The following is an 18,522-nucleotide window of genomic DNA, read 5'->3' on the forward strand; positions in this document are numbered from 1 at the left end:
GCGTGCCAACGAGCCCGTAACCTGCGAGCGTTGGACACGACCCGGGAGGGCGACGATGCGACCGAAGCACCTGGTGGACGCGGTGCTGTTCGACACCTTCGGCACCGTCGTCGACTGGAGGACCGGCATCTCGCAGGCGCTGGCGGAGTTCTCCGGCACCGTCGACCCGAACGATTTCGCGCTGGCGTGGCGCGGCCGCTACCAACCGTCGATGGCGCCGGTTCGCAGCGGCGAGCGGGAGTTCGTCGACCTCGACGTCCTGCACCGGGAGAACCTCGACGCCACCGCAGCCGAACTCGGCCTCCCCCTCGACACCGCCGATCCGTCCGATGTGGACTGGCTCAACCGCGCGTGGCACCGGCTTCCGCCCTGGCCCGACAGCGTCCCCGGACTGACCGAGCTCAAGCGGCACTTCATCATCGGCCCGCTGTCCAACGGCCACACCGCGCTGCTGACCAACATGGCCAAGCACGCGGGCCTGCCGTGGGACGTGATCATCGGTTCCGACATCACCCGCGCCTACAAGCCCGACCCCACCGCCTACCTCCGCACCGCCGAACTGCTCCGGCTCCCGCCGGAACGCGTCATGCTGTGCGCGGCCCACAACACCGACCTGGAGGCCGCGCAGCAGGCAGGGCTCCGCACGGCGTTCATCCCGCGGCCCACCGAGTACGGGCCGAGCCAGCGCCAGGACCTCCACGCCGCGGGGCCGTGGGACGTCATCGCGCAGGACATCGTCGACCTCTCCATCCAGCTCCCGCAGCACGTCCCGGGCTGACCCGCGCGGGCGAACCTGCCTCAGAGCAGGTCGAGGAGAGCGCGGAGGGCCGGGTTGTCGTTGGCGTGGCGCCAGAGGAGGTGGAGTTCGACCGGTTCCGGTTCGGGGAGGTGGATCGGGCGGAAGGACACTCCTTCCAGGCGCAGCCGGGCCGCGGTGGCGGGCACCAGGGCGGAGCCGAGTCCCACCTGCACCAGCGCGAGGGCGGTGTGGATCTGGCTCACGTGCTGGACGTAGGTCGGTTGCACGTCGGCGTTGCCGAAGATCGTGACCAGCAGTTCGTGGAAGTAGCGGGCTTCGGTCGGCGAGTACATCACCATGTCCGCGCCGTGGAATCTCGCCAGTTCCAGGGGTTCCGAGCCCTCGGCCAGCGGATTCTCCTCGGGCAGGGCCGCCAGCAGCGGTTCCGCGCGCAACCGGCGCGACGCCAGCTCCGGCCGCGCGGCAGGGGGCCGTGCCAGGCCGAGGTCCAGGGAACCGCCGGAGAGGCGTTCGATCTGGTCGCGGGTGACGAGTTCGTGCAGCACCACGTCCACGTGCGGCAGGTGTTCGCGAACGGTCGCCAGCACCCTGCCGAGCTCGCCGTAGGCCGACGTCGCGGTGAACCCGACGCGGATCATCCCGGCCTGCCCGGCCGTCACCCGCCGCACCGACAGCGCCGCGTTCTCCGCCTCGCTGAGCAACCGCCGGGCGTCCTGCAGGAAGGCTCGTCCGGCCGGGGTCAGCCGCACCGTGCGGCTCGTGCGGTCGAACAGCTGGACCTTCAGCTCCTTCTCCAGCTGCTGGATCTGCCGCGTCAGCGGCGGCTGGGTCATGCGGAGCCGCTGCGCGGCGCGGCCGAAGTGCTGCTCCTCGGCCACCGCGACAAAACCGGTCAGGTGGGTCAGGGTGAACATCGATGCCGCCTCAGTATCGGTGGCCGCCTCAGCAGGTCCGGTCCTGCATTGATGGCTCACCTTACCGAGGCCGCAGCCGAAAACCGACCGTCAGACCGCCACTACCGCGGCGGCCACGGTCCCTGCTGCCCCGGCCCCTGCTGAGGCCCCGGCTGACCCGGCCACTGCTGCCCGGGCGGCATCTGCTGTCCAGGCGGCATCGCCTGGCCGGGCGGCATCGGCGGCTGCGGCCCCGGGCGGGGCGGGTTCCCCGGACCCTGTCCCGGGTGCTGCGGCGGCTGCGGCTGCGACGGTGGCTGGATGCGCAGCTTGTGGGTCGGCATCTCGTTGAGCTGCTTGGGGAGCGTGAAGAAGCCCGACTGCTCGTTGCGGGCCCACGGAGCCGGTGCCGGCTGGGGCCTGCGGAGGAAGAAGGCGTCCCGGGCCACGCGCATCAGACCGACGATCTGGTCCCGGCGGGTGAAGAACGCCTGCGGCTCGATCGTGCGGCGCTCGGCCTGGGAGTGCAGCAGCGCGAGTTCCGTCGCGGCGAGCTGGTAGTCGCCCATGGCCTGCGCCCCGACGTTGCCCGCCTGGGAACGCGCCCAGTGCCGGGCCTGCCTGCGGCCTTGCATGGTGCCGAGCATGTTCAGGTCGTTCGGCGCCACCAGACCGCTGGGGATGTAGGCGGGCAGGTACCGGCCGATGAGGTGCACCAGACGCCTGCGGTCGCGGATCAGGATGATCACCAGGATCAGCAGCACGACGGCCTCGACGATGTAGGCCAGGATCAGGCCGCCGATCCCGAACAGCACCGACCCGCCGTTCCACAGCGCGTGCAAGAACACCGCCGCGCACCAGCCGAAGAAGATCGCGAAGATCCGGCCGGCACCCCGGTGCGTGGCCGCGTAGGCGATGCCCAACCCGGTCATCGCCGTGTACATCGGGTGTCCCAGCGGGGCCACCACGCCCCGGATCAGGACCGTGCCCCAGATCTCGCCGGGAACCGAGGCCAGGCCCTGCATGTAGTAGAGGACGTTCTCGACCAGGGCGAAGCCCAGCCCGCACAGGCCCGCGTAGACGATTCCGTCGGTCGGGCCGTCGATCTCGTTGCGGCGGACCACCAGCAGGAACAGCAGCAGAGCGCCCTTGAAGCTCTCCTCCACCACCGGTGCGATCACCGAAACGGTCAGCACCGTCGCCGTTTCCGGACCGAAGACCACGGCCAGCACAGACTCGCCGAGGGTGTTGACGATCAAGGCGCCCAGCAGCGCCACCCCCGCACCCCAGCCGAAGGCGACGAGCAGGTTCAGCCGCGGCTCGGGTTCCAGGCGGTCCACCAGCAAGAACAGGGCCACCAGCACGATCGCGGTCGGCAGCGCCAGCAGCATGCCGAGCACGACGTTGCCGGGGGCGCCGGGGACGAGCAGGAAGTAGGACGCCAGGGCCAGCAGCATGCAGATGCCGGAGACCACCAGGCCGATGATCAGCGACACCGGCGCGCGGTTGGAGTTGCGGCCTTCCAGGACCGACTGCGGGCTCAGAGCGGGCATGCCCGGCAGCGTAGGAGATGAACCCCGATCACGTCCGGTCAGCCCCGAAAATCACCGGGCCGACCGGACGTGCTCCACCACCTCAACGATGAGTCCACAGAGGACGTCACAGCTCCCGCTCGGCCTGCGAGATCGCGTCGGTCAGGATCCGCAGCGCGTCGGCGGCTTCGGACTCGGTCAGCGTCATCGGCGGAGCCAGGCGCAGCACGTTGCCGTGCAGCCCGCCCTTGCCGATCAGCAGGCCGCGCTGCTTGGCCAGCTCCATCACCCGCGCGGCGGCCTCCGGCACCGGCTTCTTCCCGCCCGGCGCCACCAGCTCGACACCGATCATCAGGCCCTTGCCGCGCACGTCGCCGACGAGCGCGCTGTCGTGCGAGCGAAGTCCCTGCAGCAGCTGGGAACCGAGCTTCGCGGCGTTGCCCTGCAGGTCGTGCGCGAGCAGGTACTCCAGCGCGGCGTGCGCACCACCGGTGGAGATCGGGTTGCCGCCGAAGGTGGAGATCGAGTTCGCGCCGATGTCGTCCATCAGCGCGGCCTCGGCGACCAGACCGCCGATCGCCAGCCCGTTGCCGAGCCCCTTGGCGAAGGTCATCGCGTCCGGCGTGACGCCGTGCGCCTGGATGCCCCAGAAGTGCTCGCCGGTGCGCCCCCAGCCGGTCTGGACCTCGTCGGAGATGAGCAGGATGCCGTACTCGTCGAGCACCTCGGCGAACGCGCCCAGCAACCCGTCCGGCGGGGTGGCGAAGCCGCCGACGCCCTGGATCGGTTCGGCGATCATGCAGGCCACGTCCCCGGCCGTCGTGGTCTCGATGACCTCGCGCAGGTCGTCGACGCAGGCGGCGATGTAGTCGGCGTCGGAGAACTCCGCGAACGGGCTGCGGTACCGGTAGCCGCCGTGCACGTAGCTGACCTTCACCGGCGACAGCGACGTCGCCGACCAGCCCCGGTTGCCGGTCACGGCCAGCGTCGCGAAAGCCCGCCCGTGGTAGGAGTTGCGCAGCGCCAGCACCTGGTTGCTGCGGCGCTTCTGCGTCGCCAGCATCAACGCGGTCTCGTTGGCCTCTGTGCCGGAGTTGGTGAAGAACACCTTCGGCTCGCGCAGCCCTGACAGCTCGGCGATGCGCTCGGCCAGCTCCACCTGCTGCCGGATCAGGTACAGCGTCGAGGTGTGCAGGACTCCGGTGTCGACCTGGCGGCGGATCGCGTCGCTGATCTCGTCGATGTCGTAGCCGATGGCGTTGGTGAGGATGCCCGCGAAGAAGTCCAGGTAGGTGTTGCCGTCGGCGTCGGTGACGTGCCGTCCCGAGCCGCTGACGATCTCGATCGGCTCCTGGTAGTACAGCGACAGCCAGTCCGGCAGCACGGCTTTGTGCCGAGCCAGCAGCGAATCCGACATGCTTCCTCCTGCTCTTGCGACCACGTGCGGTCAGGCCAGTGTCCCGCGCCGAAGGCCTGCGGGCCATGACCGGCCGTCTGGTCGACTACCCCCGATGATCGCGCGCCCACGGGGTGTAGCCTGTGCCGCGCCGGTCACGCCGCACCAGCACCTCCCCCCAGTAGCTGGCGCCGCGTGGCCGGCCCTATCAGCCCCACTCCCCGTGCTCAGCGGTGCGGACAGCCGCACCCGGGCAATCCCTTCGGGTGATCAGTTGGGCGTTCTCGCGCAACGTCGCTAGGCCGAACGGGTCAACACACCTAGCCTCGCGTCACGTGCCACCGGCGGACGAGTCCCGTTCGCAGGAGGTGCCAGATGATCAACCGAGTCCACATCGCCCTGCCCGCCCGCGGTCTGCCGGGAGACCCGGTGGACACCAGCCTGCGGCCGGGCCGGGCACAACCACCGGGGGCGGCACTATGAGCTCAGTGGTCGCGGTGAGGTTCGCCGCGGGAGTGGTGGCCGAGTCGCGTCGCCAAACGCACCTCGCGGCGCAGCCGGAAGGACCGTTCCCAGCCGCTTGGCGCACCTTGTGCGGCATCCAGATCCCCTCGTACGTCGCCGAGGTGTCCGACCACCCGGCCGGGATGCCCTGCGTGCGGTGCATGGCGCGGCTGCCCGGACCCTCCGAGCAGGAGCTCGAGCGGTGATTCAGCGCGCGATCGACAGCGACAGCGCGTACTCCGACGCGTCGTCCAGCCACCAGCTCCCCAGCTCGAAACCGGCCACCGCCAGCTCGTCGGAGATGCGATTACGCCGGAACTTCGCCGAGATCTCGGTGCGAATCTCCTCGCCCTCGGCGAAGTCGACGTCCAGCGCGAGCTCGCGCACCCGCACGTGCATCGGCCGCCGGGCGCGCAGCCGCATCTCGATCCACTCCTGATCGCTGTTCCAGCGCGCCACGTGCTCGAAGGCCTCGGCGTCGAAGTCGGCGCCGAGCCGGTTGTTGAGCACCGTGAGCACGTTGCGGTTGAACTCGGCCGTCACGCCCTGGGCGTCGTCGTAGGCGCGGATCACCCGCGACGGCTCCTTGACCAGGTCGGTGCCCAGCAGCAACCACTCCCCCGGCCGCATCGCGGCGTGCAGCGAGGCGAAGAACCCGGCGCGCTCCTCCGGGAGGAGGTTGCCGATCGTGCCGCCCAGGAACGCCACCAGCCGGTCCTCGCCGTGGTCGAGGCGGCCGGTGGTGAAGTCGTCGACGACTCCGGAGACCTCCAGGTCCGGGTAGTCGGCCTCGATGGCGGCGACCGCCGATCGCAGAGCCGATTCGGAGACGTCCAGCGGCACGAACCGGCGCAGCGTGCCGTGCTTGCTCAGCGCGTCCAGCAGCAGCCGGGTCTTCTCCGACGAGCCGGAGCCGAGCTCGACCAGCGTGGCGGCGTTGGTGAGCTCGGCGATGGTCAGCGCCGTCCGCCGCAGGATCTGGTGCTCGGCGCGGGTCTGGTAGTACTCGTCGAGCTCGGTGATGCGCTCGAAGAGCTCGCTGCCCGCCGCGTCGTAGAACCACTTGGGCGAAAGCCACTTCGGGTGGTCGGTGAGTCCTTCTCGGACCTCGGCGCGCAGTTCGCGATCGGCATCGGCTTCGGTGAAGCGCACGGTCAGCTCGGGAATTCGCACGAATCCTCCCCCAGGGAGACGATCTCGGTGTGTTCGGTGTCGGCGACCACCAGGCAGCGGTCGGGAATCTCGACCCAACTGGTTCCGCCGGTCTCAGCGGTCCGGCCGAAGGGTTCGGAGGCGACGGTCACCGCATCGGGCTCCCGGCGCACCCACAGCGAGTGCGTCCAGGTGGTGGCCACGATCCGGGTGCCGTCGCCGAGCAGCAGGTTCAGCCGCGAGTCGGGTGCTGCGGCGTGCACGTCGCGCACCAGATCCGCCATCGCGGTCCCGGGCTCGGCGCCGTCGGCGAGGCTCCGGCGAAGCAGCGCCCACAGCACCGCGGAATCGGTGGGCTGGGCGGTGAGCAGCTCCGCCGGGTCCAGTCGCGCGGCGAGCTTGGCCAGCGAGTCCGGCCAGCCGCCGACCTTGCCGTTGTGGCTGAACAGCCACCGGCCGTCGGTCAGCGGCGCGCACAGCTCGGGGCCCACCGGCATGCCGACGGTCGCCGACCGCACGGCCGCCACGACCGCGGAGGACCGCAGGTCCCGGGCCAGCCCGGGGAACGACGTGTCGGTCCACATCGCGGCGCCGTTGCGGTAGACGCCGGTGGTGCCGTCGTCGCGGAACCAGCCGGCGCCGAAGCCGTCCGCGTTGACGGTCCCGCCGCCGCGCATGTCGTTCGGCGCCCAGGACTGCTCCAGCAGCGAGTGCTCCGGGTCGAGCAGCAGCTCGTCCAGCGGCACGGGCGTCCCGAGGTAAGCCAGGTGCCTGCACATGCTCAGCGCTCGTCCGGGCTCGGGGTGCGGGCGCAGCGGAAGCCCGCGAAGATCTGCCGCCGGATCGGGTAGTCCCAGTTGCGGAACGTGCCCCGGCAGGCCGACCGGTCGGTGCCGAACGAGCCGCCGCGCAGCACCTTGTGGTCGGTTCCGAAGAACACCTCCGAGTACTCGCGGTACGGGAACGCCGCGAATCCCGGGTACGGCAGGAAGTCGCTGGAGGTCCACTCCCACACGTCGCCGATGAGCTGCCGCGCACCGCACGGCGCCTCGCCCAGCGGGTAGGCGCCGGCGGGTGCGGGTTGCAGGTGCCGCTGCCCGAGGTTGGCCTGCTCGGGTGTCGGGTCCTCGTCGCCCCACGGGTACCGGCGGGAGCGCCCGGTGCCGGGGTCGAAGCGGGCCGCCTTCTCCCACTCGGACTCGGTGGGCAGCCGCTTCCCCGCCCAGGCCGCGTAGGCCTCGGCCTCGTAGAAGCTGACGTGCACCACGGGTTCGTCGCCGGGCACCTCTTCGACGTGGCCGAAGCGGCGGCGCATCCACCGCTGCCCGTCGCGGAACCAGAACCGGGGCGCCTCCAGGGAAGCCTTGTGCCGGTAGCGCTGCCCGGCTTCGCTCCACCACCGCGGATCCCGGTAGCCGCCGGCCTCGATGAAGCGGGCGAACTCGGCGTTGGTGACCGGTGTGGTGTCCAGGTGGAAGGCGTCCACGTGCACTTCGTGGGCGGGCCGTTCGTTGTCCAGCGCCCACGCCTCGGTGGAGGTGCCCATGGTGAACGCTCCGGCCGGCACGAACACCTCGGCGGGCAGCGCGTCGGAGGAGCGCGGCGGCGGTTCGGCGGTGAGCGCGGGTGGGCCGTCGCGGAGCTGGTGGGTGGCCAGCATCGTCTCGTCGTGCTGCTGCTCGTGCTGCACGATCATGCCGAAGGCGAAGGCGCGCTCGACGAGCCTGCGGCCTTCCATCGGGGTCTCGTCGAGCAGGTCGAAGACCTTGTCGCGCACGGTGGCGATGTAGTCGCGGGCCTCGCGCGGGCCGAGCAGCGGCAGCTCGGGCCGGTCCGAGCGGCGGTGCTGGAAGGCGTCGTAGAGGTCGTCGATGTCGGGCCGGACGGCCTCGCGCCCGCCGACGTCGCGCACCAGCCACAGCTCTTCCTGGCTGCCGACGTGCGCGAGGTCCCACACCAGCGGTGACATCAGCGGCGAGTGCTGCTTGACGAGCTCCTCGTCGTCGACGGCGTCGGTGAGCTGCGCGCTGCGCTGCCGGGTGCGCGCCAGTTCGGCGGCGACGTGCTCGCGCAGCTCTTCGGTTCCCAGTTCTTGGACGTCTTTCACCGTCCACACCTCCGGTCGTGACGGGTTCAGCTCAGGCGCCGGGCGACGTGCTCGGCGAGTCGGTCGGAAAGCCCGTCGCCCGTGCCGCCCAGCAGTCGGCAGGCCAGGTCGAAGATCTCCCGGGCGCAGCGGGCCAGCACGGGGTCGGCGAGGCCGAAGCGGGCGGCGTGCACCCAGCGCCCGGCGGCGGGCGCGGCCATCACGGCGACCTTGTCCACGATGGACTCGTCGCCGAACAGCGCGGCGAGCGCGGCGGTGGGCAGCATCCAGTCGGATCCGGATTGCGCATCGAGGAAGCGCACCTCCAGGTAGCCGTGGGCGCGGACCGGCGGGAACACCGTGGTCAGGTGGTAGTCCAGGTCTTCGCGGGTGGGTGGTTCCGGCAGCCCGCCGTGGATCCACTCGGCGAAGCTCAGGCCGCTGGGCGCCGACCAGTCCTCGCCGTCCCGGCGTCGGCAGACGACCGACATGTCCAGCATGCGCCGCGCCCAGCCGCTGACCGGGTCGCCCTTGGTCGGGCCGGGTCTGGTGCGCGGCGGGTCGGTGTCGAGCAGCACGCGCGTGCGCGTGGAGGCCCAGCCGGTCTCCTCGCCGAACAACCGGGGCGAGTTGGCGAAGGCGGCGATCATGACCGGTCCGAGGGCGTGCAGCGCGTTCCAGCGCGCGGCGATCCGGTCCGGTTCGCCCGCGTCCAGACATACCTGCACGCCGGCGGTGCTGCACATCATCAGCCTGCCGTCCAGGCCGATGCGGTCGAACGCGGTTTCCATGGCTTGGTAGCGCGGCACGCGCAGGATGCGGTTCGGATACCGGTAGGGGTCGGTTCCGCTGTCGCCCAGCACCAGTCCTGCTTTGTCCAGCAGGCGGTGCAGGTAGTCGGTGTCCGCGGCCACGACGCTCAGCAGCGAGCGCAGCGATGTGGTGGGAAGACTGGAGATCTCGACCTGGCCACCAGGCTCAACGGTGAGCACGGAGCCGTTCGGCAGCGGTTGTTGCGGGCTGTCGGGAACCAGGGAGCGGGGTGCGTGCGAGCCGAGCGCGGTGATGAGAGTCGCAGCGTCGAGGGCACGTCCCGGATCAGATCGGTGGTGCACGGTCCATTCGAGTTCGACACCCAGCAGCCGGGGAGGTCCGTGCTTGAAGCACACCGACGCGACGTAGGCTTCCGCCTCCGCCCTGGTGCGCACTCGTGAGGTCGGGAACTCGCCGGTTGCAGGATCGGTCGATATCGCCAAGATGATCACCGCCCGTGATTGGCCGGTTACCGACGCTACCGGCAGCCCCCGACAGTCGCGACCCTTGTTCTGCGCTCGCACACCTGTTAGATGCGGCGCGAAACACCGCCCGATCCGGTGCGGTTGCGCCGGATTCGGCCCGAAAAGTCAACAAAACGTACGTACGGATTGCGATGGCGCGGACTGTCCTGCCAGGATTCACGCCATGCCCCGGGTCAGCCAGGACCACTTGGACGCGCGACGCCGTCAGATCCTCGACGGTTCGCGGTCCTGCTTCGCGCGCTTCGGGTACGAGGGTGCCACCGTGCGTCGTCTGGAAGAAGCCACCGGGCTGTCCCGCGGAGCGATCTTCCACCACTTCAAGGACAAGGAATCGCTGTTCCTCGCCCTGGCGGAGGACGACGCCGCGCGGATGGCCGACGTGGTCGCCGAACAGGGCCTGGTGCAGGTGATGCGCAACCTGCTCGACGCCCCCTCCGGCGTCGAGGCGAAAGCGCTCGGCGCCGACTGGCTGGGTACCCGGCTGGAGGTCTCCCGCAGGCTGCGCACCGACAACGAGTTCCGGGACCGCTGGGCGCAGCGCTCCGAGCTGCTCACCGCCGCCACCCGGGCGCGTCTGCAGTGGCAGCGCCGGTCCGGGAACCTGCGCGACGACGTCGACGTCGACGTGCTGACCGCCTACCTGGAACTGGTCCTGGAAGGACTGGTCTCGCACCTGGCGATGGGTCTCCCGGCGAGGCACCTGGGCTCGGTCCTCGACGTCGTCGAGGAGAGCGTGCGACGCCACCGCGGCCGGTGATCCAACAGCGCGGGCCCCGCTCGGCGTAATCTCACGCCAACGACAGCTGAGGCGAAGGAGAACGCGCGGCATGGGCAGCGAGTGGTGGAACCGCTTCCTCGCTTCCGATCCGTCGTTGCGGAGACTGCGCACCGCCGTGCGCGTCACCCTCGCGGTGGCGCTGACGCTGGCCATCGCCGTGCCGCTGCTGGCCTGGTGGGGGCAACCGCTGCCGAGCGCCATGATCGGCGCGGTCGTGGCGATCAACGGCTCGCTCGGCGTCAACGACCCGGAGCGGCGCGAGCAGGCCGTCACCTACGCGCTGCTGCCGCTGCCGGTCCTGGCGGCCCTGGGCCTGGCGATCGCCACCCAGTTCTCACCGCCGCTGCACAGCGGGGTCTTCCTGCTGGTCATCTTCGTGGCCGTGTACGTGCGCAGGTTCGGCCCGCGGTACTTCCCGCTGGGCATGGTCGCGTTCATGGGCTACTTCTTCGCGATGTTCCTGCGCCCGCAGTTCGCGCAGTTCCCGGCGCTGGTCGCGGCGGTGCTCATCGGCACGATCATGGCCGCCGCACTGCGGTTCCTGGTGCTGCGCGACGATCCCGAGGGCGTGCTGGCGCGCGGCCGCCGCACGCTGCGCGCCCAGGTGCACGGCCTGCTGCACGCGGTGCGCGACGTCGCCGACCAGCCGACGTCGACGGCCCGGCGGCGCAAGCTGCACAACCGCTCGGTGCGGCTGAACGAGACCTCGCTGATGCTGGAGACCACCGTCGGCCGGATGGACGAGCTCTCCGAATCCGGCCGCGACGTGCTCCGGCAGCGGATCCTCGACGTGGAGCTGGCGGCGGAGAACCTGGTGATCCGGCTGCTGCGGCTGGTCGACCACCCCAGCGGTGGTGGCGCCGTGCCGCACGCGGTCGGCGCGCTGCTGTCGGTGCTGGAGAGCCGCCCGCGCGAAATTCGGGAGGCCACCCGGCGGGTGTCCGAGCAGATCGAGGACCGCGGGTCGGTCGACCTGGCGATGGCGGTTCGCAGGCTCGGCACCGAGCTGGCGGAACTCGCCGAAGCGGCCGGTGAGCTGGGCGAGCAGCGCGACGAACAGGAGAGCGCGACGGAGGAGGACACCGAGGAGTCCGGCGACGAGCAGACCGGGCTGGCACGACCGGAGCTGCGCACCGCCATCCAGGTCACCGTGGCCGCGGGCCTGGCGATCGTGCTCGGGCAGCTGGTCTCGCCGAACCGCTGGTACTGGGCGGTGATCACCGCGTTCGTGGTGTTCATCAGCGCCAACAGCCGCGGCGAGCTGCTGGTGCGCGCCTGGCAGCGGACGGCGGGCACCATCCTCGGCGTGCTGGCCGGCATCGTGGTCGCCGCCCAGGTCGGCGGAGACCTCACCGCCGAGCTGTCGGTGATCCTGCTGTGCGTGTTCCTGGCGTTCTACTTCGTCGGCTACTCCTACGCCGCGATGACCTTCTTCATCACCACCCTGCTCGGGGCGCTGTACGGGATGCTCGGCACCTTCGACGCCTCGGTGCTGGAAACGCGACTGGCCGAGACCGCGGTCGGGGCGCTGGCCGGGGTGCTGGCAGCGGTGTTCGTGCTGCCGACCCGCACCCGCGAGCTGGTCCGCACCAACACCGGCGAGTTCCTCAAGGCGCTGCGGGACTTCCTGCGCAGCACCGGAACCGAGCTCAGCGAGCAGGGCACGGCCTCGGGCTTGCAGGAACCCACGCGCGCGCTCGACGACGCGCTGCAGCAGGTGCTCACCAGCGCGAACCCGCTCACGGCCTACCGGTTCCGGTCCCGGCGCAGCCAGGTGCAGCGCACGGCGACCAAGCTCAGCGGCTGCGCCTACTACGTCCGCAACCTCTCGGTGGCGCTGGGCGACACGGCCGAGATGGTCGACGCCGACACCCGGGAGCGCCTGGCCGAGCAGCTGTGGGCGCTGGCCGACGCCGCCGAGTCCCTCACCGATGAGGGGCAGGTCCCGTTCGAGGAGGCGATCGCGGCGGCGCACCGCCGCTCCGACGAGCTGCACGACCTGGCCGAATCGCTCACCGACGGACCGACGTCGTTGCACCGCAGCATCCGGTGGCTGGACCGCACGACGCAGGTCCTCGACGAGCTGCCGCGCGAACTCGGGACCGACGCTCACCTGGCCGGGCGAAGCTGATCCACTCTTCCGGCGACACGGCACCGAGTGCGTAGGTCGCCACCGCCACCGCTCCTACGCTGCGAGATCAACTGCCTCCACGCGTCTGAGGAGCCCCCCACGTGAAGCGTTCGATCGCGCTCGGCCTGGCTGCGGTCGCGGCACTGGCCGTCGCGCCACCCGCGGCGAGCATCGCGGCGCCCCGACCTGCCCTGCAGTTCGGGCAGTGCCCGAAGGACATCGCCACGTCCTACCCGCAGCTGAGCTGCGCGACCATCGAGGTCCCGCTCGATCACGCCAACCCCGGCGGTGAGCGGGTGCAGATCCTGGTCACCAAGCTGCCCGCCCGCGACCCGCAGGCGCGGCGCGGCTCGCTGCTGGTCAACCCCGGCGGGCCCGGAGGCCCCGGAGCCGACTTCGCCGGCACCCTGGGCGGACGGGTGCCGCCGCAGGTGCGCGACTCCTACGACCTGATCGGCTTCGACACCCGCAACACCGCGCACAGCACGCCGATCAGCTGCGTGGACCCGGCGACCTACTGGGCCAACCCGCTGCCCGATCCGGACTCCCCCGCCGCCCGCGAGACCAACTGGCAGCGAGCGCAGACCTACGCCGACGGCTGCGCGCAGCGCGCCGGGAAGTACCTGCCGCACCTGAACACGCCCACCAATGCCCGCGACATGGACCTCATACGGTCAGCGCTGGGCGAGCAGAAGATCAGCTTCCTCGGCTACTCCTACGGCACCTACCTCGGCGCGGTCTACGGGCAGCTGTTCCCGGAGCGGGTGGACCGGATGGTCCTGGACAGCTCGGTCAACCCCGACGTCTCGGAGATCTGGTACGGCAACAACCTCGCCCAGGACGTCGCCGCGCAGCAGCGGCTCGACCACTTCTTCGACTGGGTGGCCCGGCACGACCAGGTCTTCCACCTCGGCACCGAGGGGTCGGCGGTGAAGGCCGCCTGGCAGCGCACGCAGGAGGACCTGCGGAAGGCGCCGCGCGGACCGCTGGGGCCCTCGGAGCTGATCGAGATCAGCTTCAACGCGCTCTACGGCGAATCCGACTGGCAGCCGCTGGCCCAGGGGCTCGCGGACTTCCAGCTGCGGGGCGACGACCGTGCGCTGGCCGCGATGGTCACTCCGAAGGACGAGCTCGCCGAGAACGGCAACGCGATCTACAACGCGGTCGAGTGCGCCGACGCGCCCTGGCCGACCCGCCGCGCGGAGTGGGAGCGCGACTCCCGCCAGATGGCGACCGGGCACCCTTTCGCCGCCTGGTACAACAGCTGGACCGTCGCGCCGTGCCGCACCTGGCACGCGCCCCGGCAGCAGCCCACCAAGATCACCGGTGAGAAGCTTCCACCGGTGCTGATGTTCAACTCCGAGCACGACGTCGCGACCCCGTACGAGGGTGCCGTCGAGATGCACCACTCGCTGCCGTCGTCGGTGCTGGTCACCGAACGCGACGCCGGCAAGCACGGGGTCTGGGCGCTGTCCGGCAACGCCGATGCGGACCGGATCGGCGCGGACTACCTGGTGCACGGCGCCCTGCCCGCCGAGGACGTCGCCATCCCGGGTCACCCCGAGCCGGACCCGTCGGGTTCGGACGCGCGCGACTCCCGCACCTTCGACCTGCGCTGATCCTCGCCGCGACGACGAAGAAGGCCGGCCCCGGGAACGGGACCGGCCTTCTTCGCGCGCTGAACCGTCAGTTCACGCCGTGCATGTAGCGCTTCACGCTGCGCGCGGAGGCCAGCAGCAGGAGCGCGCACGCGATCGTGGCCACACCGACGATCGAGAAGTACACCTGCTGGTTGTCCACCGAGTACAGCTTGACCACCTGGGCGCCCAGGCCCTGGCCCATCGCCGGGGCCAGGAAGTACAGGCCCATCGTCTGCGAGGCGAAGACCTTCGGCGCCAGCTTGGTGCTCACCGACAGACCGACCGGCGAGAGCATCAGCTCACCCACGGTCATGATCACGAACACCAGCGCGAGCATGATCGGCAGGTGCTTGCCGTCGTCACCGGCGGCGAACTTCGAGAGAACGACCCACAGGAACGACACGCCGACGAAGAACAGACCGCCGACGAACTTCTGCGGGGTGGAGGGCTGCCGCTCGCCCAGCTTCATCCACAGCGCGGCCATGACCGGCGCCAGGATGATGATCGCCAGCGGGTTGACCGACTGGAACCACGAGGCCGGGACGGCGAACCCGAGCACGTTGAGGTCGGTGTCGGACTCGGCCAGGTTCGCCAGCGTGTTCGGCTGCTGCTCGAACAGCAGGAAGAACAGCGCGGTGGCCAGGAACAGCGGGATGTAGGCGATCAGCCGGTCGCGCTCCACCTTGGTGATCTGCTTGCTGGAGAGCATGACCACGAAGTAGATGATCGGCAGCACCGCCGAGATGATGCTGATCAGGTTGACCAGACCGTCGAGCCCCATCATGCCGCTCGCCGCGAGCGCGACCAGCACCACGACGAAGCCCAGGGCGATGCCGCCCGCGCGGCCGAGGACCCGGCCCTTGTGCTCGGCGGGCAGCGGGTTGACCGGGACCAGACCGGCGCTGCCGAGGTTCTTGCGACCCAGGGTGTACTGGATCAGACCCAGCGCCATGCCGACCGCGGCGGCGCCGAAGCCCAGGTGCCAGTTGACCTTCTCGCCGAGGGTGCCCACGACGAAGGGCGCGATGAACGCACCCAGGTTGATGCCCATGTAGTAGATCGAGAAACCGGCGTCGCGGCGGGTGTCCTGCTCGCCGTAGAGGCCGCCGACCAGGCCGGAGACGTTCGGCTTGAGCAGACCGGTGCCGATGACCAACAGCACCAGGCCGATCAGCACGGTGGTCATGCCACCGGGCAGGGCCAGTCCGATGTGGCCGAGCATGATGATCACGCCGCCGTAGAGGACCGCCCGCTGGGCGCCGACGACCCGGTCGGCCAGCCAGCCGCCGAGGACGCCGGTCATGTAGACCGAGGCGCCGTAGACGCCGACGACCGACAGCGCGGTCGATTCGGGGATTCCCAGGCCGCCTTCGGATACGGCGTAGTAGAGGTAGTACGCCAGAATGGCGCGCATGCCGTAGTAGGAGAACCGCTCCCACATCTCGGTGAAGAACAGCGTCAACAAACCGCGCGGGTGCCCGAAGAAACCCTTCTGCGGTGCGTCCGCAACCGTGGGTGTGCTCACGATCACGTCCTCTCGTGATTGTTCAGCGCGGTGGTGACCGCGACAACTCCGTCGCAGGTTACTTCCAGGTAGACTGGATCAGACCATCGGGGCGAGAAGCAGCCAACGACCGGCCACAACGGACTCCGCTCCGCCCAACGCACCTGGTGGGAGCACTCCCCGAGGTACGTCCGCGCGCGCACCCGGCCGCCGTCGAACTCCGGGAAACCCGGCAATCGTGATCGCGCCGCTACCGATTGCATCCCGTCAACGCCGGTATACTCGGTATGACCTTTTCACCTGGTCCATTCAATTCACGGGAGTGAGCACTTCAGTGCCAGCGGCACAATCCCCAGAGGGAAGCAGTACCGAGCCGGGCAGTAGACCCGGCTACCTCCGATCGTCGGTCACTCGCACGAGGTGGGCCGAGGGTTGATCGAAATCCTGTTGGCCGTTGCCGGCCTTCTGTTCATCGCAGTGCTCACGCTGGGCACCGGTCTCGCGGTGGCAGCGGAGTTCTCCTTGACCTCGCTGGAACGCTCCACGGTGGACGCGCACGTGCACTCCGTGGACGACAAGCGCGCCCGCGCCGTGCAGCGCGCGCACCGCACGCTGTCGTTCCAGCTCTCGGGCGCCCAGGTCGCGATCACCCTGACGACTCTGATCACCGGTTACGTGGCCGAGCCGCTCATCGGTGACCTGATCCAGCCGGTGCTGACGGCCCTGGGCATGCCGCTGGGCGTGGCCGGGGGCGTGTCGCTGGCGCTGGCGATCCTGCTGGCGACCGCGCTGTCGATGGTCTTCGGCGAGATGGTGCCGAAGAACCTCGCCATCGCCCGCCCGCTGCCGACCGCGCGCGCCGTCTCCGGCTACCACGCGGGGTTCTCGCAGGTGTTCAAGTGGCTCATCGACGCCATGAACAACAGCGCGAACTGGGTGGTGCGCAGGCTCGGCATCGAGCCCCAGGAGGAGCTGCGCTCGGCGCGCTCCCCCGACGAGCTCGGCTCGATCGTGCGTTCCAGCGCCGCGCACGGCACGCTCGACGAGTCCACGGCCCGGCTGATGGACCGCTCGTTGCGCTTCGGCGACCGCAGCGCGGAGGAACTGATGACCCCGCGCGTGCGCGTCGCTTCGCTGCAGGTAGGCGAAACGCTCGTGGACCTGCTCGACCTCGCTCGCCGGACCGGGTTCTCCAGGTTCCCGGTGCACGGCGGCGACCTCGACGAGATCCAGGGCGTCGTGCACGTCAAGCAGGCGTTCGGCGTCCCGGCCTCCCGCCGGGAGTCCACCCGCGTGGAGACGCTGACCCGCCCGGTGCCGACGGTGCCTGCGACGCTGGACGGAGACGCGCTGCTCAACCGGCTGCGCGGGTCGGGCCTCCAGCTAGCGGTCGTCGTCGACGAGTACGGCGGCACCGCGGGAATCGTGAGCCTGGAGGACGTGGTCGAGGAGATCATCGGCGACGTCCGCGACGAGCACGACCGGCTGGAGATCTCCGCCGTGCGCAGGCTCGGCGACGACTCGTGGCTGATCTCCGGCCTGCTGCGCCCCGACGAGCTCGCCGAGGCCACCGGTTTCGAGATGCCCGAGGGCGACTACGAGACCGTGGCCGGTCTGCTGCTGTGGCGGCTGGGCCGGATCCCGTCGGTGGGCGACCAGCTCGACCTGGAGGACTGGCGGCTGACCGTCATGCGCATGGACAAGCACCGCATCGCCGAGCTGCGCCTCACCAAGCAGCCGGCCCAGGCCGAGGCGATGGGGGCGATCCGATGAGCGACTCCTACGCACTGCTGCTCGGCGTGCTCCTGCTGCTGCTCAACGCGCTGTTCGTGGGCGCGGAGTTCTCCCTGCTGTCCTCCCGCCGCGACCGGTTGGAGGCCCTGCTGGCCCAAGGCGTCGGCGGGGCGCGCACGGTGATCAAGGCGAGCCAGGAGGGCTCGCTGATGCTCACCAGCGCGCAGCTGGGCATCACGCTGTGCTCGCTGGGTCTCGGACGGCTGGGCGAGCCCGCCGTCGCGCACACCCTGGAAGCGCCGTTCACCGCTCTGGGCATCCCGGAGCCGGTGACGCACGCGGTGGCGTTCACGATCGCCCTGGCGATCGTGGTGATCCTGCACGTGCTGGTCGGCGAGATGGTGCCGAAGAACCTGGCGCTGGCCGAGCCCGAGCGCATGGCGCTGTGGCTGGTGCCCGCGCTGGTCGGGTTCGTGCAGCTGGCGCGCCCGTTCATCGCGCTGTTCAACATGATGGCCAACGCGGTGCTCAAGCTGCTGCGGATCGAACCGAAGGACGAGCTGGAGACCGCCTACACCTCCGCGGAGCTGGCCGAGCTGCTGGTGGAGTCGCGGCGCGAGGGGCTGCTGGAGCACTCCGAGCACCGCAGGCTCGCCCAGACGCTGTCGTCGGTGGAGCACACCGTCGCCGACGTCCTGGTCCCGCTGCCGGAGGTCACGACGCTGCCGGGTCGTCCGACGCTGGGCGATGTGGAGCGGCTGGTGGCCGACACCGGCTTCTCCCGGTTCCCGGTGCGCGACGACGACGGCAGGCTGCTGGGCTACCTGCACATCAAGGACGTGCTCGACCAGGCGGGCGACGATCCGCAGACGCCGATCTCCGACGCCCGGCGGCGCGACCTGCCGACGGTGCCGGTGACCGCGCGCCTGGACGAGGCCATGACGTCGCTGCGCCGGGCGGGAAGTCACCTGGCCGCTGCGGTGGACGCCGGTGGTGCGGCGGTCGGCGTGGTGGCGCTGGAGGACCTGGTCGAGGAGTACGTGGGCACCGTTCGCGACGGCACCCACGTCCACTGACCGGACGAGGCGCGGGCGGAGGGCTCTCCTCCAGATGG

General features: G+C 70.6%; 15 protein-coding genes. 7 read left to right on the forward strand and 8 right to left on the reverse strand.

Annotation, left to right across the window (positions count from 1 at the left end; all coding sequences use genetic code 11):
* The first annotated feature begins 55 nt into the window (after nucleotides 1-55).
* Complete coding sequence (locus AB0J78_RS28515) at nucleotides 56-778, forward strand: haloacid dehalogenase type II (protein ID WP_363794288.1); 723 nt, start codon at nucleotides 56-58, stop codon at nucleotides 776-778.
* 20 nt (nucleotides 779-798) lie between these two features.
* Here the strand turns inward: AB0J78_RS28515 and AB0J78_RS28520 are convergent, their stop codons facing one another.
* The 3 genes from AB0J78_RS28520 to AB0J78_RS28530 form a co-directional block, all read right to left on the reverse strand.
* Nucleotides 799-1,674 (reverse strand): LysR substrate-binding domain-containing protein, encoded by an 876-nt coding sequence (locus AB0J78_RS28520; protein ID WP_363794290.1) that lies wholly within the window; start codon nucleotides 1,672-1,674, stop codon nucleotides 799-801.
* Between the two features lie 101 nt (nucleotides 1,675-1,775).
* Nucleotides 1,776-3,206, reverse strand: a complete 1,431-nt coding sequence (locus AB0J78_RS28525) for a PrsW family intramembrane metalloprotease (RefSeq protein WP_363794292.1) — start codon at nucleotides 3,204-3,206, stop codon at nucleotides 1,776-1,778.
* Nucleotides 3,207-3,312: 106 nt separating this feature from the next.
* Entirely contained in the window at nucleotides 3,313-4,602 is a 1,290-nt protein-coding gene (locus AB0J78_RS28530) for an aspartate aminotransferase family protein (protein WP_363794294.1), read from the reverse strand.
* A gap of 458 nt (nucleotides 4,603-5,060) precedes the next feature.
* Here AB0J78_RS28530 and AB0J78_RS28535 point away from each other — a divergent pair, with 458 nt between their 5' ends.
* Nucleotides 5,061-5,291 carry a hypothetical protein gene (locus tag AB0J78_RS28535; protein ID WP_363794296.1) on the forward strand — a complete coding sequence of 77 codons (231 nt, stop codon included), beginning with the start codon at nucleotides 5,061-5,063 and terminating at the stop codon, nucleotides 5,289-5,291.
* A 1-nt stretch (nucleotide 5,292) separates the two neighbouring features.
* Here the strand turns inward: AB0J78_RS28535 and egtD are convergent, their stop codons facing one another.
* From egtD to egtA, 4 genes are read right to left on the reverse strand one after another with little or no spacing between them, the layout of a single operon-like run.
* Nucleotides 5,293-6,258 carry an L-histidine N(alpha)-methyltransferase gene (gene egtD, locus AB0J78_RS28540; RefSeq protein ID WP_363794298.1) on the reverse strand — a complete coding sequence of 322 codons (966 nt, stop codon included), beginning with the start codon at nucleotides 6,256-6,258 and terminating at the stop codon, nucleotides 5,293-5,295.
* Nucleotides 6,240-7,016, reverse strand: a complete 777-nt coding sequence (gene egtC / locus AB0J78_RS28545) for an ergothioneine biosynthesis protein EgtC (protein ID WP_363794300.1) — start codon at nucleotides 7,014-7,016, stop codon at nucleotides 6,240-6,242. Before egtC ends, egtD begins: the two co-directional genes overlap by 19 nt.
* 2 nt (nucleotides 7,017-7,018) lie before the next feature.
* Complete coding sequence (gene egtB, locus AB0J78_RS28550) at nucleotides 7,019-8,353, reverse strand: ergothioneine biosynthesis protein EgtB (protein WP_363794302.1); 1,335 nt, start codon at nucleotides 8,351-8,353, stop codon at nucleotides 7,019-7,021.
* A gap of 17 nt (nucleotides 8,354-8,370) precedes the next feature.
* On the reverse strand, nucleotides 8,371-9,531 hold the full coding sequence (egtA, locus tag AB0J78_RS28555; protein ID WP_363794304.1) for an ergothioneine biosynthesis glutamate--cysteine ligase EgtA: 1,161 nt from the start codon (nucleotides 9,529-9,531) through the stop codon (nucleotides 8,371-8,373).
* Between the two features lie 253 nt (nucleotides 9,532-9,784).
* On the opposite strand from egtA, the gene AB0J78_RS28560 reads away from it, so the two are divergent.
* From AB0J78_RS28560 to AB0J78_RS28570, 3 genes are all read left to right on the forward strand, one after another.
* Nucleotides 9,785-10,378, forward strand: coding sequence for a helix-turn-helix domain-containing protein (locus AB0J78_RS28560; RefSeq protein ID WP_363794306.1), 594 nt, complete (start codon nucleotides 9,785-9,787; stop codon nucleotides 10,376-10,378).
* A gap of 70 nt (nucleotides 10,379-10,448) precedes the next feature.
* Complete coding sequence (locus AB0J78_RS28565; protein ID WP_363794308.1) at nucleotides 10,449-12,530, forward strand: FUSC family protein; 2,082 nt, start codon at nucleotides 10,449-10,451, stop codon at nucleotides 12,528-12,530.
* Between the two features lie 101 nt (nucleotides 12,531-12,631).
* Nucleotides 12,632-14,149 (forward strand): alpha/beta hydrolase, encoded by a 1,518-nt coding sequence (locus tag AB0J78_RS28570; protein WP_363794310.1) that lies wholly within the window; start codon nucleotides 12,632-12,634, stop codon nucleotides 14,147-14,149.
* A gap of 67 nt (nucleotides 14,150-14,216) precedes the next feature.
* Here the strand turns inward: AB0J78_RS28570 and AB0J78_RS28575 are convergent, their stop codons facing one another.
* Nucleotides 14,217-15,695: a peptide MFS transporter gene (locus AB0J78_RS28575; protein WP_363794312.1), complete on the reverse strand. Its 1,479-nt coding sequence runs from the start codon at nucleotides 15,693-15,695 to the stop codon at nucleotides 14,217-14,219.
* 411 nt (nucleotides 15,696-16,106) lie between these two features.
* On the opposite strand from AB0J78_RS28575, the gene AB0J78_RS28580 reads away from it, so the two are divergent.
* Together AB0J78_RS28580 and AB0J78_RS28585 are read left to right on the forward strand one after the other, a co-directional pair.
* Nucleotides 16,107-17,447 carry a hemolysin family protein gene (locus AB0J78_RS28580; RefSeq protein WP_363794314.1) on the forward strand — a complete coding sequence of 447 codons (1,341 nt, stop codon included), beginning with the start codon at nucleotides 16,107-16,109 and terminating at the stop codon, nucleotides 17,445-17,447.
* Nucleotides 17,444-18,484 carry a hemolysin family protein gene (locus AB0J78_RS28585; RefSeq protein ID WP_363794316.1) on the forward strand — a complete coding sequence of 347 codons (1,041 nt, stop codon included), beginning with the start codon at nucleotides 17,444-17,446 and terminating at the stop codon, nucleotides 18,482-18,484. Before AB0J78_RS28580 ends, AB0J78_RS28585 begins: the two co-directional genes overlap by 4 nt.
* Nucleotides 18,485-18,522 lie beyond the last annotated feature (38 nt).

Source organism: Saccharopolyspora sp. NPDC049426, from assembly GCF_040676935.1.
GTDB lineage: Bacteria > Actinomycetota > Actinomycetes > Mycobacteriales > Pseudonocardiaceae > Saccharopolyspora.

Excerpts from the sequence above, each read along its gene's own strand:
- AB0J78_RS28515 (WP_363794288.1), top strand. The coding sequence starts at position 56 with ATGCGACCGAAGCACCTGGTGGACGCGGTGCTGTTCGACACCTTCGGC.
- AB0J78_RS28520 (WP_363794290.1), bottom strand. The coding sequence starts at position 1,674 with ATGTTCACCCTGACCCACCTGACCGGTTTTGTCGCGGTGGCCGAGGAG.
- AB0J78_RS28525 (WP_363794292.1), bottom strand. The coding sequence starts at position 3,206 with ATGCCCGCTCTGAGCCCGCAGTCGGTCCTGGAAGGCCGCAACTCCAAC.
- AB0J78_RS28530 (WP_363794294.1), bottom strand. The coding sequence starts at position 4,602 with ATGTCGGATTCGCTGCTGGCTCGGCACAAAGCCGTGCTGCCGGACTGG.
- AB0J78_RS28535 (WP_363794296.1), top strand. The coding sequence starts at position 5,061 with ATGAGCTCAGTGGTCGCGGTGAGGTTCGCCGCGGGAGTGGTGGCCGAG.
- egtC (WP_363794300.1), bottom strand. The coding sequence starts at position 7,016 with ATGTGCAGGCACCTGGCTTACCTCGGGACGCCCGTGCCGCTGGACGAG.
- AB0J78_RS28560 (WP_363794306.1), top strand. The coding sequence starts at position 9,785 with ATGCCCCGGGTCAGCCAGGACCACTTGGACGCGCGACGCCGTCAGATC.
- AB0J78_RS28565 (WP_363794308.1), top strand. The coding sequence starts at position 10,449 with ATGGGCAGCGAGTGGTGGAACCGCTTCCTCGCTTCCGATCCGTCGTTG.
- AB0J78_RS28585 (WP_363794316.1), top strand. The coding sequence starts at position 17,444 with ATGAGCGACTCCTACGCACTGCTGCTCGGCGTGCTCCTGCTGCTGCTC.